Origin of the sequence: Kineosporia sp. NBRC 101677, assembly GCF_030269265.1 — a bacterium.
GTDB classification, from domain to species: Bacteria; Actinomycetota; Actinomycetes; order Actinomycetales; family Kineosporiaceae; genus Kineosporia; species Kineosporia rhizophila.
This window is the reverse complement of sequence record NZ_BSTA01000002.1, coordinates 481,455-500,728: the sequence shown is the minus strand read 5'-3', so window position 1 is coordinate 500,728 and position 19,274 is coordinate 481,455. Positions and strand designations below refer to the sequence as shown.

The window sequence follows — 19,274 nt, the reverse complement described above, 5'->3', positions numbered from 1 at the left end:
CGCGGCCCGCGAATGGCAGGATCAAGTGCGGTGCCACGCGGTCGTTGTGGCCAGGAGAAAGGACTTCAGGCATGACGCTGACCAACTGGGCCGGGAACGTGGTCTTCACCCCGGGCGACTACGTCCGGGCCACGAGTGTCGAACAGGTGCAGGAACTCGTGGCGGGCGCGCCCCGGGTGCGGGTGCTGGGCAGCGGGCACTCGTTCAGTACGGTCGCGGCCACCGACGGGCTGCTGCTCAGCCTGGAGGACCTGCCGCTGAGCGTGGACGTGGACACCGCCGCGGCCGAGGCCCGGGTCACCGCCAGCGCCCGGTTCGCCCACGTCATGCCCGCCCTGCACCAGGCCGGTCTGGCCCTGCACAACACCGGCTCGCTGCCGCACATCTCGGTGGCCGGGGCGGCCGCCACCGGCACCCACGGGTCCGGCACCGGCAACCGCTGCCTGGCCGCCGGCATCACCGGGATCGAGCTGATCGCCCCGGACGGCAGCCTGCGCACGCTGCGCACCGGCGACAAGGACTTCGACGGCTCGGTGGTCGCGCTCGGCCTGGCCGGGGTGGTCACCGCGCTCACGCTGAAGGCCCAGCCGGCCTTCGACGTGCGCCAGTACGTCTACGACGACCTGCCGCTGGCCGCCCTGGCCGAGAACTTCGGCGAGATCATGAACAGCGCCTACAGCGTCAGCGCGTTCACCCACTGGAACGGCCCCACGATGGACCTGCTGTGGCGCAAGCAGCGGGTCGACGAACCCGAGGCCCCGCAGACCTATTTCGGCGCGCGGCTGGCCGACGGGGCCCGGCACCCGATCGCCGGCATGCCCACCGAGAACGCCACCCAGCAACTGGGGGTGCCCGGTCCCTGGCACGAGCGGCTGCCGCACTTCCGGTTCGAGTTCACGCCCTCGCGCGGCGACGAGATCCAGTCCGAGTTCCTGCTGCCGATCGAGCAGGCCGGTGCCGCGCTGACCGCTCTCGACGCCGTGCACCCGCAGTTCCGGCCCGCCCTGCAGGTGGCCGAGATCCGCACGATCGCCGGTGACGACCTGTGGCTCAGCCCGGCCTACGGGCGCACCACCGTCGCCTTCCACTTCACCTGGACCGACGACCTGTCCGAGGTCACGCCCGCCATCGCCGCCGTGGAGAGCGCCCTGGCCGACTTCGACGCCCGGCCCCACTGGGGCAAGGTGTTCGGTCTCTCCCGCGAGCAGGTGCGCTCGCGTTACCCCCGGCTGGACGACTTCGAAGAGCTGGTGAACCGGGTCGACCCGCAGGGCAAGTTCACCAACGCCTTCACCCGCGCCTACCTGGATCTTCCGGCGTAGTCCCGGTCTGCTGCTCCTCTTCCTCCTTCCGGCGCCGGCGACGGGCCAGCAGGAGGAAGAGGAGCAGCAACAGCAGAAGACCAAGAGCGGGAAGAGCGAAGAACAAATAATGGACGTTTGACGCGTCTTGGTCGTTGCGGCCCACCGCCGGGGTGGTCGGGGACATTGAGGACGACGGGGTCGCCTTGGGCGTCGCAGTCGGGTCGATCTCGTTGTTGCCTCCCGACCCTCCGGTGCCCTCCCCCGCCCCGGAGCCGCCCTTCCCGCCGTCCCCCTTACCGCCGTTGTTGCCGTTGCCGTTCCCGTTGTTGCCGCCCGGCCCGTTCGATCCGTTGCCGTTGCCGTTGTTGCCGCCGTCACCGCCGTTGCCGGTGCCCTCGCCGTTGTCGTTGCCCCCGGCGCCGCCGGAACCCCCTCCCTCGGAACCGTTGTCGTTCCCTCCGCCTCCGCCGCTTCCGGTACCGCCCCCGCCGTTGTTGTTGCCGCCTCCCCCGCCGGTCCCTTCGCCGCCCTGGCCGGTGTCGGTGATCGTGATCCGCACCGCCTGCGAGGCCTGCTGCCCCAGAACGTCGGTGACCTGCATGGTGAAACTGTCTACGCCGGTCTGGGCGGGCGCGGTGTACCGGCAGAACGCCGCGTTCGCACCGACGACGCTGGTGCCCGAATTGGGCGTGGTGCAGGCCGTTACCCGCAGCCCGGCGTAGAGCGAACCCTGCGGCGCGACTGCGGTCGCCGTGTTCACCGCCACCCGCAGGCTGATCGTGGCGTTGTCCAGCACCGGGACGAACGTGAACGGCTCGGCTGCTGAAGCGCTTCCGGCCGAGTTGCTGACTACGACCTCGGCCGGCCCCTCCGCGCGGGCAGGCGTTCGTACCGTCAGAGTGGTCGAGGCCGCGGCCCGGATCCCGCCAGAGAGCCGCGCAGGAGACAGCAACGACTGCTCAGCATCGCCCAGAACGACTTCCGCGCCCGGAATTCCGTCGAACGTCACCGTGGTCTGGCTGTCGAAACCGGAACCGGTGATCGTCACTTGGGTATTTCCGGCGACCGGTCCGACCGACGGCGACAGACCGGTCACGGTCGGGACGACTGCCGGCGCCACATAGACGTAGTCCACAGCATCAGTGCTGGTCCCGTCCGGAGTGATTACCGAAACCCGGACTGCTCCTTCAGTTCCTGCCGGAACCGTGGCCGTGATGGTCGTGTCGTTCTCCACCGTGAAACTTGCCTCGGCTGCGCCGAAGCGCACCGCGGAAGCTCCACTGAAGCCGACGCCGGTCAGCGTGACCCGATTCCCGCCGGCCACCGGTCCACTCGCCGGGTCGACCTGGGACAGCACCGGGGCAGCCCGCGGCGCCACGTAGGTGAACTGCCCGCTGGCCGTGCCCCCCGCAGTGGTCACAGCCACTGTGACCGGACCGGCCGGGTGAGCCGGAGTGCGGATCACGATCTGGTTGCTGCTCACCGACTCCGGCGTCACGCCCTCGCCGTCCACGGTGACCACGCCGTCGTCCAGGCCGGATCCGGTGATGGTCAGCACGGTTCCGCCGCTGGTGGGGCCGGCGTCGGGCGAAAGCTGGGCAACAAGTGGGACCGGTACGAAGGTGAAGCGCCCGGGCGCCGAATCACCGCCCGGGGTGGTCACCACCAGGTCGGCCGGGCCGGCGGCGTGCCCCGCCGTGATCGCGACGATGGTCTGGTCGTTCTGGACGGTGAACGAGTCCGCGGCGGCCGATCCGAACCTCACCTGTGTGGCGCCGGCCAGACCGGTGCCGCGGATGACGACCGACGTTCCCCCGCTGACCGGCCCCGAAGTCGGCGCCAGGCTGAAGATCACGGGCCTCAGCAGATAGGTGTAGGGCACCGCCACCGAATCCCCGCCCGGTCCGGTGACCACTACCCCGATCGGCCCGGCCAGGAGCCCGGCCGGAACCTGAGCCGTGATGGTGGCATCGTCGTTCACCGTCCAGCTCGGAGAGGCCGTGAGACCGAATCGCAGGGCAGTGGCACCGCTGAACCCGGACCCCTTGATCGTCACCGTGCCACCGCCGGCCAGAGGGCCGACCGACGGTGAGACGCTGGTGATGGCCGGCAGGTCCCGGTACTCGAAGCCCACCGAGTCGGCGCCGCCCGGTCCCGAGATGCCGACCGTCTCGGTGCCGAGCGTTCCGGCCGGGGTGGTGAAGGTGATCGTGTTGTCGTCCACCACGCTGAACGGCACGCTCGCACCGCCGACACTCACGCGGTCGACACCGGTGAAGCCACTGCCCGACACGGTGACCGGGGTGCCTCCGCCGATCGGGCCGGAAGTCGGTGCGATGGTGGTGATCTGAGGCCGGGCCCGGTAGGTGAACTCGTCCGCGCTCGCCGTGGCGGAGGTTCCGCCGCTGGTGACCACCGTGAGGTCGACCGTGGCCGGGGCACCCGCGCCCGGCGAGACCGCGGTGATGCGGGTGCTGCTGTCCACGGTGAAGCTCAGGGCCGGATCAGCACCGAAGAAGACCTGCGAGGCACCGGTGAAGCCACTTCCCGTGACCGTCACGACGGTACCCCCGGCCACGGGACCGCTGTCGGGCTGGATCCCGTCCACTACCGGCCGAGCGACGTATTCAAAGGTGACCCCCGCCGCTGACGACCCACCCGCGGTGGTGACCACCACGTCCTCAATTCCGATCGGTCGGGCCGGGCTCGTGACCACCAGCTGGCTGGTCGAGGCCCACTGAACCGCAGTTGCGTTCGCCCCACCGAAGGTCACCGTCGCCCCCGGAGAAAAGCCGGTGCCGGTGATGGTGACGCTCGTGCCACCGGTGGTCGGGCCGGCCCCGGGCGTCAGGCTGGAGACGACGGGAATGTCGAGGTAGGTGTACCGGGACCCCACGCTCCCCGGTGACGCACCCCCGGAACCGGCGACGCGGACGTCCACTGTTCCTGCTGTGTGCGCCGGAACGGTGGCGGCGATCTCAGTGTCACTGTTGACCGTGAAGCTGGTGGCGGGGGTAGCGCCGAAATCGACGGCTGTGACTCCGGTGAAGCCGGTTCCTCGCACGGTGACCGTGTTTCCACCCGCAACCGGTCCTTCTGCCGGCTGGATGCTGGTGACGAAGGGGGAATCAGTGTAGGTGTAATCGTTGGCGGTGCCGCTGGTCCCGGAGTTGCCGTAGGCGGTGGCGACCACCACGTCGACCGTTGCCGGGGAACTTGCGGCGGGCGCCTGGGCGATCAGCACAGTGGGGCTGATCCACTGCAGGGTGGTGACCGGCTCCGGCCCGAACGAGACCGTAGAGGCGAGGGTGAAGCCGGTGCCCGTGATGGTCACGCTGTTTCCGCCCCCGAGCGGTCCTGCCGATGGGTCGAGGTCGGTCACGGTGGGCGCGTCCACATAGGTGAAGGTCTCGGTGACCGTGCCGCCCGGCGTCGTGATGACGATGGACTTGGAGCCTGCGGTTCCGGCGGGAGTGGTGAACGTGATCGTCGAATCGTCGACCACGGTGAACGGCACCGCGACACCGCCGAAGGTCACATCAGCGCCGGTGAATCCGGAACCGGAGACGGTGATCAACGTACCCCCGTTCACCGGCCCCAAGGTGGGCGAGATGCTGGAGACCTGCGGGGCATCCCGGTAAGTGAACTGATCTGCTGGGGTGGAGGTTCCACCCGGGGTAGTGACCAGGACATCAACTGTTCCGGCGGACCGTGCCGGGGTACGGGCCAGGATCTCGGTGGCGCTGTTCACCACGAAAGTCGTTGCCGGAGACCCGCCGAAGGTAACGGCAGTCGTGCCGGTGAACCCGTTTCCGGTGATGGTCACCAGTGTGTTGCCCCCGGTCGGTCCCTCTGCCGGGGAGAGGCCGGTGACGGCCGGGAGCGGCGCGTAAACGAACTGCACGGCCGAGCTCGTTCCGCCCGGGGTGGTCACTTCCACGTTCTTGCTGCCGGCGCTGCTCGGCGGGGTGGTGAAGGTGATCGTGGAGCCGTCGACGACGGTGAAGGGGATCGAGACCCCGTCGATCGTCACGCCCGACGTGCCGGTGAAGTCAGTGCCGGTCAGGGTGACCAGGGTGCCCCCACCCAGCGGACCAGCGGCGGGCGAGACCGTGCCCAGGGTGGGAATGCGTGCGTATCGGTAGGGCTCGGGCGCGGTAGTCCCGCCCGGTGTGGTGACTGTGATGCTGACCGTGCCGCTGCCGGGCGGTGCGACGGCGATGATCTCGGTGTCGCTGAGCACGCTGTAGGTGGCCGTTGCGGAGCCGAAACGGACATTGCTTGCTGAGGTGAAGCCGGTGCCGGTGATCGTTACGGAGGTGCCGCCGGCCTCGGGTCCAGCGTCGGGCCGTACCTGGGTGACGGCCGGAACGCCGGCGTACCGGAAGCTGCCCGTGTCGGTTCCGCCCGCGCCGGTCACGCGGACCACGGCGGTGCCGGCCGAACCAGGCGGGGTAGTGGCGGTGATGGTGTTGTCGTCGTCGACGGTGAACGCCGCAGCCGGGTTCCCGTCGAAGGTGACGGCAGTGATGTCGGTCAGGTGGTTGCCTGCGATGGTCACGATGGTGCCGCCCGCGGCCGGGCCGGCCGGCGGCGAGACGCTGGTGACGGTGGGAGGTTCGACGTAGCGGAACTGGACCGCGGTCGAGGCGCCGCCTGGCGTCGTCACCACCACGTTCGTGCTGCCTGCGCTGCCCGGTGGGGTGGTGAAGGTGATGGTGGAGCCGTTGACCACGGTGAACGGCACCGAGACCCCGCCGATGGTCACGTCGGTGGTACCGGAAAGACCCGTGCCGGTGAGGGTGACCAGGGTTCCCCCGCCCAGGGGCCCGGTTGAAGGACCGGCCGACCCGAGGGTGGGCACCGGGGCGTAGACGTACTGCTCGGCCGCCGAGGTGCCGCCTGGGGTGGTCACCGTGATGCCGACCGTTCCCGTCCCGGGTGGGGCAGTGGCCGTGATGCTCGTGTTCGAAGAGACGGTGAAGGTGGCGCCGACCGAACCGAAGCGGACTGCCGTGGCCCCGGCAAAGCCGCTGCCAGTGATGACCACCGTCGTGCCCCCGGCCTCAGGACCGGCCCTGGGCGTGATCGAGGTGATCGCAGCAACACTGCGGTAGGTGAAGTCGGCGGAATTGGACGTGCCGTACGGGGTGGTGACGACGACCTGGACGGTCTCGGCCGGGGAGTGGGCGGGGGACTCGGCCGAGAGTTCGGTGGGGCTGACGTACTGGACCGACGTTGCGCTGGTGCCGCCGAACGTGACGGTTGAGCCGGGGGTGAAGTCGGTTCCGGTCAGCGTGACCGTGGTGCTGCCGGTCAGCGGTCCTTCCGAGGGCGAGAGTGAGCTCAGGGTGGGGGCGTTGACGAAGCTGAACTGGAACGCAGTCGACGCTCCCCCGGGGGTGGTCACCACCACGTCCCGGCTGCCTGCGCCGGCGGGCGGGGTGGTGAAGGTGATCGTCGAGCCGTCGACCACGGTGAAGGCTGCCGGTGCGCCGCCCACCGTGACGCTTGTTGCCCCGGAAAGGCCGGTTCCGACGAGAGTTACCAAAGTCCCACCGGTGACCGGGCCGGAGTTCGGGGTCAACTGACCGACGGTGGGCACTGGGGCGTAGCGATAGTTGGACGGTGTCGAGGTGCCGCCGGGCGTGACCACCGTGACGCCGACAGTTCCGGTGCCTGCCGGGGCGAAAACCCTGACCTCGCTGTCGCTGCTGACCGTCAGCCCGGTGGCGAGGGTCGCGCCGAAACGGACCTCGGTAGCCCCGGTGAAGCCCGAGCCCGTGATCGTGATCAGCGTTCCCCCGGCCTCCGGCCCGGCGGTGGGCGAGACGGCTGTGATGTTGGGCGTGGCGGCGTAACGGAAGTTACCGGTGTCCGAGCCGCCTACGCTGGTCACCCGCACTACGGCATTGCCCGCCGAGCCGGCCGGAGTGACTGCGGTGATGGTCGTGTCGTTGTTCACGGTGAAGGAGGCCGGTGTGCCGTCGAACGTCACGGTCGAGGCGCCGGTCAGATCCGAGCCTGAGATGGTCACCGTCGTACCGCCCGCCAAGGGTCCGGCGGCTGGCGAAACTGTGCTGACTGTAGGTGCGTTTGTGTACGTGAAACTGACCGGGCTCGAGGAGCCGTACTGCGTAGCGACTACCACGTCAACGGCTCCCGCGGTGCCTCTGGCGGGCGAGACAGCCTCCAGGCGAGTCGGGCTCACGTACGTCACCGAGGTCGCCGGGGTCCCGCCGAAGGTAACCGTGGCCGCTGACGTGAAGTCCGTGCCGGTGATGACTACGGTCGTGCCGCCACCAAGGGGCCCAACGGTGGCGGAAAGGTTGGTTACGGCAGGCGGATCGACGTAGGTATAGGCCTCAGGTCCGGACGTTCCGCCTGGGGTGATGACCGTGACGCCGACCGCACCCGTGCCTGCCGGCGCGAAGACCTTGATCTCGGTGTTGCTGCTGACCGTCAGTCCGGTGGCGAGGGTCGCGCCGAAACGCACCTCCGTAGCCCCGGTGAAGCCCGAACCCGTGATCGTGATCAGCGTTCCCCCGGTCACCGGACCAGTGGTGGGCGAAACGGCGGCAATGCTGGGGATGGCCGCGTAGCGGAAGCTACCGGTGTCCGAGCCGCCTACGGTGGTCACCCGCACCACGGCATTACCCGCCGAGCCGGGTGGAGTGACGGCGGTGATGGTCGAATCGTTGTTCACGGTGAACGAGGCCGGCGTGCCGTCGAACGTCACGGTCGAGGCGCCGGTCAGATCCGAGCCCGAGATGGTCACGGTTGTACCGCCCGCCAACGGCCCGGCCGCCGGCGAGACCGAACTGACGATGGGTGCGTTCGTGTAGGTGAAGCTGACCGGGCTGGAGGAGCCGTACTGGGTGGAGACGACGACATTGACGGCACCGGCCGAGCCCCGGGTCGGCGAAGTGACCTCCAGGCGGGTCGGGTTCACATAAGTCACCGTGGCGGCCGGGGCTCCGCCGAAAGTGACCGTGGCGGCCGGCGTGAAGTCGGTGCCGGTGATGACTACGGTCGTGCCGCCACCAAGGGGCCCAGCGGTGACGGAAAGGTTGGTCACGGCAGGCGGGTCGACGTAGGTATAGGCCTCAGGTCCGGACGTTCCGCCTGGGGTGATGACCGTGATGCCGACTGTCCCCGTGCCTGCCGGGGCGAACACCTTGACCTCGGTGTCACTGCTGACCGTGAGACCGGTGCCGGGGGTAGCCCCGAATCGGACCTCGGTAGCCCCCGTGAACCCGGAACCAGTGATCGTCAACAGGTTGGCGCCCGCTACTGGGCCAGTGGTGGGCGAAAGGGCCGTGATGCTGGGGACGGCCGCGTAGCGGAAACTTCCCGTGTCCGAGCCGCCTACGGTGATCACCCGCACTACGGCATTGCCCGCCGAGCCGGGCGGAGTGACTGCAGTGATGGTCGTGTCGTTGTTCACGGTGAACGAGGCCGGCGTGCCGTCGAACGTCACAGCCGAGGCGCCGGTCAGGTTCGCCCCGGAGATCGTCACGTTCGTGCCGCCGGCCAGAGGCCCCGCTCCAGGCGAGACCGAGCCGATGGCAGGGGCATTCGTGTAGGTGAAGCTGACCGGGCTGGAGACGCCGTACTGGGTGGTGACCACCACGTCGACTGCTGCCGCCGTGGCCTTGGCCGGCGACTGGGCGATGAGTTGGATCGGGCTGACGTACTGGACCGAGGTCGCCGCGATCCCGTCGAAGGTGACCGTGGATGCCGGGGTGAAATCGGTGCCGGAGATCGTCACCGGGGTACCGCCGCCCAGTGGGCCGGCGTCGGGCGACAGTTGCGTAATAGCCGGAGGTTCGACGTAGCGGAACTGAAGTGGATTGGACGATCCGCCTGGTGTGGTCACCACGACGTTGACCGCGCCAGCGGCGCGGGGTGGCGCGGTCAGCGTGATTGTCCCGTCGTTCACCACCGAGAAGGGCACCGGCGTCCCGCCGATCGTTACTGCGCTCGCTCCGATGAATCCGCTACCTGTCAGCGAGACCGAGGTGCTGCTGGCAACGGGCCCCGAGTCGGGCGTCATCTGGTTGACCGTGGGCACCGGGGCATAACGGTAGTTCGCCGGAGTGGTGGTTCCGCCGGGTGTGACCACGGTGACGCCCACCGTGCCGGTGCCTGCCGGGGCGAAGGCCCTGACCTCTGTGTCACTGCTGACCGTGAGGCCAGTGGCAAGAACCGCACCGAAGCGGACCTCCGTCGCTCCGGTGAAGCCGCTGCCGGTGATCGTGACCAGCGTTCCACCCACTACCGGACCTGCGGTAGGCGAAATCGCACTGATGCTAGGGATCGCGGCGTAACGGAAGCTTCCCGTGTCTGAGCCGCCCACCGTCGTTACCCGCACGACGGCAGTGCCCACTGAACCGGGCGGGGTGACGGCCGTGATGGTCGAGTCGTTGTTCACGGTGAACAAGGCCGACGTTCCATCGAACGTTACGGCCGAGGCATCGGTCAGGTCTGAGCCGGAGATCGTGACCGTCGTACCCCCGGCCAGCGGACCGGCCGCCGGCGAGACCGTGGTGATCGTGGGTGCGTTCGTGTAGGTGAAGCTGGCCGGGCCGGAGACGCCGTACTGCGTGGTGACGACCACGTTGACGGCACCCGCCGATCCTCTGGCCGGTGCGACGACCTCCAGGCGGGTGGGGCTCACATACGTCACCGAGCTCGCCGGGGATCCGCCGAACGTGACCGTGGAGGCCGGGGTGAAGTCGGTGCCGGTGATGACGACAGTCGTGCCGGCCAGGGGCCCAGCGTTGGGTGAGAGGTTCGTGATTGCGGGCGGATCCACGTAGGTGTAGGTCGCCGGGCCTGAGGTTCCCCCGGGGGTGATGACTGTGACGCCGACGGTGCCCGTGCCGGCGGGGGCGAAGACCTTGATCTCGGTATTACTGCTGACCGTCAGCCCGGTGGCAAGGACTGCGCCGAAGCGAACCTCGGTAGCCCCGGTGAAGCCCGAACCGGTGATCGTGACCAGCGTTCCTCCCACCACCGGACCGGCGGTGGGCGAGACCGCACTGATGCTGGGGACGGCGGCGTATCGGAAGCTGCCGGTGTCGGAGCCGCCCGGTGTCGTTACGCGCACAACAGCCGTGCCGACCGAGCCGGGCGGGGTGACCGCTGTGATGGTCGAGTCGTTGTTCACGGTGAACGATGCAGCGGGCGTTCCGTCGAACGTCACCGCTGAGGCACCGGTCAGATCCGAACCCGAGATCGTGACCGTTGTGCCCCCGGCCAGCGGACCGGCCACCGGCGAGACCGTAGTGATCGCGGGTGCGTTCGTGTAGGTGAAGCTGGACGCGCCGGAGACCCCGTACTGCGTGGAGACGACGACATTGACAGCGCCCGCCGATCCTCGGGCCGGTGCAACGACCTCTAGGCGGGTGGGACTCACATACGTCACCGAGCTTGCCGGGGTTCCGCCGAACGTGACTGTGGAGGCCGGGGTGAAATCGGTGCCGGTAATGACGACGGTCGTGCCTGCTAGCGGCCCGGCAGTGGGTGAAAGGTTGCTGATGGTAGGCGCTTCGACGTAGGTATAAGCCTCAGGTCCAGAGGTTCCGCCGGGGGCGATGACTGTGACGCCCACTGCGCCCGTGCCGGCGGGGGCGAAGACCTTGATCTCGGTATTGCTGCTGACCGTCAGCCCGGTGGCAAGGACTGCGCCGAAGCGAACCTCGGTAGCCCCGGTGAAGCCCGAACCGGTGATCGTGACCAGCGTTCCTCCCACCACCCGACCTGTGGCAGGCGAAACCGCACTGATGCTGGGGACGGCCGCGTAGCGGAAGCTTCCCGTGTCCGAACCGCCCACCGTCGTTACCCGCACGACGGCAGTGCCCGCTGAACCGGGCGGCGTGACAGCCGTGATGGTCGAGTCGTTGTTCACGGTGAACGACGCGGCTGGTGTGCCGTCGAACGTCACGGCTGAGGCACCGGTCAGGCCCGAGCCGGAGATGGTGACCGAGGTGCCGCCCGCGACGGGTCCCGCGCTGGGTGCGACGGCGCTGATCGTGGGGGCGTTCGTGTAGGTGAAGCTCATTGGCGACGATGCGCCGTAGGCGGTGGTGACCACGATGTTCACAGCACCGGCCGTGCCTCGGGAAGGCGACTCGGCCTCCAGGCGGGTGGGGCTCACATAGGTCACCGAGGCTGCCGCGGTTCCGCCGAAGGTCACCGTTGAGGCCGGGGTGAAGTCAGTGCCGGTGATGGTCACGATGGTGCCGCCGCCCAATGGCCCGGCGTCGGGCGTGGCGGTGGTGACCGTGGGCGCGTCGGCGTAGCGGAACTGGACGGGCGCCGAAGTGCCGCCCGGGGTGGTCACCTCGATGGCTGCGTCGCCTTGCGCACCGGCGGACGTGGTCAGCGTGATCGTGGAGTCGTTGTCGATGGTGAAGGGCACCGAGTTCCCGCGCATGGTGACCGTGCTTGCTCCAGTGAAGCCGGAACCCGATACGGTAAGCGAGGTTCCGCCGATGGTGGGGCCGAAGGTCGGAGACAGCGAACTCACCGCCGGCACGGGCGCGTACCGGTATCGGTCAGCAGGCGAGGTGGCGGAGGTGCCGCCGGGTCCAGTCACGCGCACGTCGACCGTGCCGGTGCCAACGGGAACCGTTGCCGTGATGCGCGTGCTGCTGTCCACGGTGAAGGTGGCCGCCGTTGCTCCGAAACGCACTACGGTGGCGCCGTTGAAGTCGGAGCCGGTGATCGTGACCGTGTTTCCCCCGGCCTCTGGCCCGGAATCGGGTTGAACCTGGCTCACCGTGGGCGCGTCGCGGTAGGTGAAGATCGCCGAGTCGCTTCCGCCTGGCGTGGTCACCCGCACCAGCACCGAACCCGACGATCCGGCCGCGGCGGGGCTGGTGGCCTTCAGTTCGGTGGGGCTGACGTAGTTCACGGCGGTGGCCGGGTCACCGCCGAAGGTCACCGACGAACCGGGGGTGAAGCCGGTGCCGGTGATGGTCACGACGGTTCCGCCGCCCACGGGGCCGGAGTTGGGCTGGACCTGGCCGACGGTGGGGGCGGGCAGGTAGGAGAACTGGTCGGCGCCGGAAGTGGCCGAGGTGCCGCCCGGGGTGGTGACCGTGATGTCGACTGTGCCGGCGGCGCGGGCGGGGGCGGTCGCAGTGATCGAGGTGTCGCTGTTGACGGTGAAGGTGGTGGCTGGGGTCGGGCCGAAGGAAACGGCCGAGGCGTCGGTGAAGCCGGTGCCGGTCAGGGTGACGACGGTGCCGCCGGCCAGCGGACCAGCGGTGGGCTGGACGGCCGTAACGGTCGGAGCGGCTACGTAACGGAAGGCCCCGGAGGCGGAGCCGTAGGGGGTGGTGATGGTGGTGGTCACCAGGCCCGGCGTCACTCGGGCGGGCGTCACCGCGATCAGCCTGGTCGAGTTCACGAACTGCACGGAGGCGGCAGCTGTGCCGCCGAAGGTTACGGTCGATCCGGAGGTGAAGCCGGTGCCGTCGATGGTCACCGAGGTCCCGCCGCCCAGTGGCCCGCGGTCGGGGGTAAGCCCACTCACCGAGGGTGCGTTGGCGTAGGTGAACTGCCGGGGTGCGGTGGTCCCGCCCGGAGTGGTGACGACGATGGGCACGTCACCGGATCCCCCCGGGGTGGTCAGGGTGATGGCCGAATCGTTGACCACCGAGAACGCGACTGGCGCGCCGGCCAGGGTGACCGAAGTAGCACCGGTGAAACCCGATCCCGAGAGCGTGACTACCGTGCCGCCGGCAGTTGGCCCGAATGCCGGGGAAACGCTGGCCAGCACGGGCACGGGGGCGTAGGTGAACTCACCGGCCGGCACGACCGGTGAAGTGCCGCCGGGACCGGTCACCGTCACATCAACCGTGCCGGTACCGGCCGGTGAGGTGGCCGTGATCAGGCCGTCGGTGCTCACTGTGAAGAGCGTGGCCGGCACCGATCCGAACCGGACGGCCGTGGCCCCGTCGAACCCGCTGCCCGTGATGGTCACCGTGGTCGCGCCGCTCTCCGGCCCAACTGCAGGACTCACCGAGGTGAGGGAAGGGGCTGCACGGTAACGGTATCCGTTGTTCAGCGTGTCCTGGCCGTACTGCGTGGCCACCTCCACGTCGACCGGCCCGGCCGCACCGGCCGGCACCACGGCGGTGAGCTGCGTGGCCGACCCGAACTGCACCGAGGACGCAGGCACCGCCCCGAAGGACACGGCCGAGTTCACGGTGAAGCCGGTGCCGCTGATCGTCACCGTGTTTCCCCCAGCCAGTGGCCCGGCGGCAGGCGAGACGCTGGCGACCGTGGGAGCTGCGGCATATGTGAAACGGCTGGCCGCCGAGGTGGCCGACGTGGCGAACTGACCGGTCACGGTCACGTCCACCGTACCGACAGCTCCGGCCGGGCTCACCGCCGTGATCTGGGAGCCGCCGTTTACCGTGAAGGAAGCCGCCGGGGTGGCGCCGAACTTCACGGCCGTGGCCGCGCTGAAGCCGGAACCGCTGATCACGACCACCGTGCCGCCAGGCACCGGCCCCGACGTCGGAGCCAGCCCGGTCACCACCGGATCGGCCACGTAAGTGAAGGTCTGGCCCGGGGCGGAGGTGCCCCCCAAGGCGGTTGTCACTCGTACGTCCACCCCGCCCGCGGCATGGGCAGGGGCCACAGCGGTGATCTCGGTGGGGCTGACAACCGTGAAACCAGCCGCCGTGCCGCCAAAGGTGACCCCGTTGACTCCATAGAACTGCGTACCGGTAATGGTCACCGACGTGCCCCCGGCCACGGGTCCAGTGGCTGGGCTGAGCGAGGTGACCGTCGGCGTGCCCACGTACCGGAAAAGGTCCGTCGCCGTACCCCCGACAGTGGTCACCGTGACGTTCACCAGGCCGCTACCGGCCGGGGCGGTGGCCGTGATCCGAGTGTCCGAGTCGACCACGAACGAGGCCGCGCTGCCGTCGAACCGAACGGAACTGGCCGTGGTCAGACCGGTTCCGTTGATGATTACGCTCGTTCCGCCCGCTTCAGGTCCGGAGGTCGGCGTGATCGAGGTGACTGTGGGCGCAGGGATGAAGGTGAAGATGCTCGACGGGGTGACCGCCGACGTCCCACCGTCTGCCGTGGTCACTGTTACTCCGGCCGTCCCGGCTGCCTTGGCCGGGGTGACGGCGGTGATCTGGGTGTCGCTGTTCACCGTGTACGAGGCCGCGTTGGTCCCGCCGAACTGCACCGCGGCCGCACCGGACGCGGTGGCGAAGCCGGTACCGGTCAGCACCACCGAGGTTCCGCCGACGGTGGGCCCGTTCGCCGGCGACAGACCGGAAATTGTTGGGGTGCCGACATACCGATAGCTGATCGGCGCCGATGCCCCACCCGGGGCCGTGACTATCACGTCCACCACACCGGCAGCATGAGCGGGCGCGGCCGCGATGATCTGATTGTCACTGTTGACCGCGATGACGCCGATGGCCGGCGTTCCGTCGAACGTCACCGAGGTGGCACCGCTAAAATTGGCGCCGGTGATGGTGACCAGCGTTCCCCCGGCGATCGGGCCGTGCGTCGGCGTGAGAGCGGTGACCGAGGGAACGGCTTGATAGGTGTACCGGTCCCCCACCACTACCGCCGACGTCCCCCCGACCGTCGTCACCCGTACATCCACTGTGCCCGCCGCCCCTGACGGAGCGACAGCGGTGATCTGAGTGGGCGAATCGACGGTGAACGACGTCGCCGCACTACCCCCGAAGGCAACCGCTGACGCTCCGGTGAAGCCTGTACCGGTGATGACCACCGTGTTCCCGCCGGCCAGCGGCCCTGCTTGGGGAGCGACGCCCTGGACGACTGGCACCGCGACATAGGTGAACCGGTCACCCGGAACCACCGCCGACGTCCCACCGACGGTCGTTACCCGAACGTCCACTGTGTCTGCGGTCCCGGCGGGAGCCACGGCGGTGATTTGCGTTCCTGAGTTGACCGTGAAGGAACTGGCCGCACTACCCCCGAAAGAAACCGCAGTGGCTGCGCTGAACCCGGTACCGGTGATCGTCACCGACGTGCCCCCGCCGACCGGCCCGGAAGTCGGTGAAACCGAGGTCACCGCAGGCGCCGCCACGTAGGTGAAGGCGTTGTTCAGGCTGCCGGTGCCGCCGACCGAGGTGACGGAGACGTTCACCGCTCCGGCAGCATGTGCCGGCGTGAAAGCCGTTATCTGGGTGTCCGAACTGACGGTCAGGCTGGTTGCCGCAACGCCGTCGAAGGCAACACTGGTCGCACCACTGAAGCCGGTGCCGGTGATGGTCACCGCAGTACCGCCGGCTAACGGCCCGGAGGCTGGTGCGACGGAGGAGACGACGGGCGCCGCGACATACGTGTATGGCGGCGGATTCGGGCCGCCGGTGGTCCCGTACGAAGTTGTCACCGACACGGTCACTGCCCCGGCTGAGCCCGCCGGCGCGGTAGCTGTGATCTGCGTGTCGGAATTCACCGTGAAAGTCGCCGTTGCGGAGCCAAATTTCACGTCTGAGGCAGTGCTCAAGCCGGTCCCGGTCAGGATCACCGCATTACCCCCGCCCAGCGGACCGCTGCTGGGTGAGACCGCCGTAAGCGTGGGCAGTCCCTGGTAGGTATAGACATCGGCTGGGGTCTGGGCGCTGGTGCCGTAAGGCGTGGTCACCTGGACGTGCACCGGGCCGGTGGCGTGCGGCGGCACTCCGCGTACCTGGATCTGAGTCGACGTCACGCTGAGGATCTGCAGGGTGGGGTAGTTGTCGAAGGTGACCTGGGTAGCGCCGGTGAAGTCGGTACCGGTGATGGTGACGGTCTGGTTCACTCCGCCGGAGATCGGCCCGCTGCTCGGCGTGATTCCGGTGACCGCAGGCGGCGACACGTAGGTGAAGCGGTCCGCCGCTGTTACAGCCGAAACCCCGCCTGGAGCGGTTACCCTCACATCCACGGTTCCCGCGGACTGCATGGGGGCCAACGCGGTGATCTGCGTGTCCGAGCTGACCGTGATCACGCCCGAAGCAGCCACCCCGCCGAACGAGACGGCGGTTGCGCCGGTGAAGCCGGTGCCGGTGATGGTGACCGCGGTTCCACCGGCGATCGGGCCGGCGGTCGGCGAGATCGCGGTGACGGTGGGAGCACCGACGTAGGCGTACTGGTCGGCGCTGCTGACGGCTGACGTGCCGCCGGTGGTGGTGACGGTGACATCGACCGTGCCGAGGCTTCCGGCCGGCGCCACCGCAGTGATCTGGGTAGCGCTGTTCACTGTGAACGACGAGGCGTTCGTTGCGCCGAACTTCACCGCCGACGCGCCGGTCAGGCCGGTCCCGGTGATCACCACCGAGTTCCCGCCGCCCAGGGGCCCACGGGCCGGTGAGACCGCCGAGACCGTGGGCGGTCCGACGTAAGTGAACTGATCAACTGAGGACGTCGGTGAGGTACCTCCCGGTGTGGTCACGGTGACGTCGACAACGCCCACGCTGCCGGAGGGGGCAGTCGCCGTGATCTGGGTGGAGGAGTTCACGGTGAAACTGACTGCCGTGTTCGCCCCGAACTTCACGCCGGTGGCCCCGGCCAGCGCCGTGCCGGTAATGACCACAACCGTGCCCGCCGTCGTGGGGCCGGAGGATGGCGAGACGGCGCTCACTGCAGGCGTGGCGTAGTAGGTGAACCGGTCGGCGCTGGAGGTGGCCGACGTGCCTCCCGGAGCCGTGACCACCACGTCCACCGTGCCTGCACCCTGGGCCGGAGCGGTGACCACCAATTGAGTGTCACTGCTGACGGTTACGGCAGAGGCCGGCACTCCCCCGAAGGTGACGACCGAAGCGTCCGTGAAGTTCGTGCCTGTCACGGTCACACTCGTGCCCCCGGCGATCGGGCCGCCCGACGGGGACACGTTGGAGACGGTTGGCGCGGCGACGTAGGTGAAGCGGTCGGCGCTGGTGGTCGCCGAGGTTCCGCCCGGCGTGGTGACCGTGATGTCGACTGTGCCGGCAGATCCGGCCGGGGCCACGGCCGTGATCTGGGTAGCGCTGTTCACCGTGAACGACGTTGCGTTCGTTGCGTCGAACTTCACCGCCGTCGCGGTCGAGAACCCGGTCCCGGTGATGACCACCGAGGTTCCCCCGGCCAGCGGGCCGCGCTTAGGGGCCACGTTGGTTACGGCGGGAGTCGCCACGTACGTGTACCGATCCGCGGCAGACGTTGCCGAAGTACCGCCGGGTGAGGTCACGGTGACGTCGACCGTGCCGGCCGCACCAGCGGGAGCTACCGCAGTGATCTGGGTGGCGGAGTTGCGGACGAAACTCACGGCCGGATCAGCCCCGAACTTCACCTCGGTCGCGCTGCCGAAATTGGTGCCCGTGATGACCACCGAGGTGCCAGCAGCGATCGGCCCGGCGCTGGGCGCAACCGCCGTGACGGTCGGAGCCGGCGTGTAGGTGTACTGATCCGCAGCCGTAATCGCCGACGTGCCGCCGACCGCCACCACCGTGATGTCGACCGTGCCCGCCGTACCGGCCGGGGCGACTGCAGTGATCTGGGTGTCGCTGTTCACCGTGTAGCTGACCGCATTGGCGGCGCCGAACTTCACCGCGCTCACCCCACTGGGCCCGATGAAGTTGGTCCCGGTGATGGTCACGGAATTTCCGGACGTCAGGGGCCCGGCACTGGGCGCGACCGCAGTCACCGTGGGTGGGGCGAAGTAGGTGTACTCGTCCGCGGTCACCGCGTTCGATGTGCCGCCCACCGTGGTCACGGTGATGTCGACCGTGACGTTGGTGTTGAGCGGCGTGCGGGCCGGGGCTACCGCAGTGACTGAGGTGTTGCTGTTCACCGTGAGGCTGGTTGCGGCATTCGCCCCGAACTTCACGGCTGTCGCAGTGGCCAGGTTCGTTCCGGTGATGACGACAGACGTCCCCCCGGAAGTCGGCCCTCGCGTTGGCGTTACGGACGTTATGACCGGTTTGGGGATGTAGTTGAAGTCGTCGGCAGCGTTGTCGGCATTGGTGCCGGCCACGTTGGTGATCCGGAGGTCGGCCTTGCCGGTGCCGGCCGGCGCCACTGCCGTCAGGGAGGTCAGGCTGGTCACGGTGAAACTCGTGGCGTTCACCGATCCGAACTTCACACCGGTGACGGCCAGGAAGTTGGTGCCGGTGACGGTGACCGAGGTGGCGCCGGTCTCAGGACCCTGGTTGGGGCTGACCGCACTGACCGTGGGGGTGATCGGGGCGGTGGACCCGCACTCGACGTGGGCCAGTTCGACATTGCCGTTGATCACCCCGGCCGTGGTCTTGCTGACGATGTGGGCAGCCGTGACCGAGATGTAGTACTGGCCTCCGCTGTTGGTGATCGTCTGCTCGTTGTAGGTGATGTAGCCGACGTTCTGACCGAACAGGTTGGTCAGCTGAACCGTGGTGTTGGGCGGGATGTCCCCGGTGGGAACGTTGTTCAGCGGAATGGTCAGGAGAGTCAGCCCTCCGGCCCGCGCCTTGCCGGTCACTCCGGTCGGGCCGGCGGTGCACTCCGCCGTAGCCGTGGCCAAGGAAAGAATGGCCCCCAGGCCGTACCCGTCGGCCTTCGCTGTGGCGGCTGCAGTATCGGCCAGCGGATCGGCGTTGGCCGTGCTGGTCATCGTGCCGCCGGAAGCACTGGCGCTGGTCGAACCGGGATAGGTGGACGCGGCCACCGTGGTGTTGCCGTTGGTGATGTCCCGACTGGCGTAGGCACTGGCGGCCACCGTGCCCGCGAACGCCTGGCCGGGCTGCGCCGTCACCGGCACCAGGATCCAGGCCAGCAGCACCACGATCAGGAGCCTGGCCACCGAGATGCGAGAGATCGCCATCCCGCACCCCCACCCGCACAGACCCCGGCCGCGCACCGGCCGGACCGGGAGCCCTCCCCGGTCCAGTCACTTTCGGTCGCCTGGCCAAGGTTCTGCACGGGTTGAGCGGTGCCATCGGGATCTCACCCACCGGGCCGGAA

General features: G+C 69.0%; 2 protein-coding genes. One reads left to right on the top strand and one right to left on the bottom strand.

Translation table 11 applies throughout. The features are described from left to right. The first annotated feature begins 71 nt into the window (after nucleotides 1-71). Nucleotides 72-1,322, top strand: a complete 1,251-nt coding sequence (locus QSK18_RS07710; RefSeq protein ID WP_232809484.1) for a D-arabinono-1,4-lactone oxidase — start codon at nucleotides 72-74, stop codon at nucleotides 1,320-1,322. Here QSK18_RS07710 and QSK18_RS07705 read toward each other — a convergent pair. Beyond that, nucleotides 1,291-19,134, bottom strand: coding sequence for an IPT/TIG domain-containing protein (locus tag QSK18_RS07705; RefSeq protein ID WP_285617493.1), 17,844 nt, complete (start codon nucleotides 19,132-19,134; stop codon nucleotides 1,291-1,293). The genes QSK18_RS07710 and QSK18_RS07705 overlap by 32 nt on opposite strands. Nucleotides 19,135-19,274 lie beyond the last annotated feature (140 nt).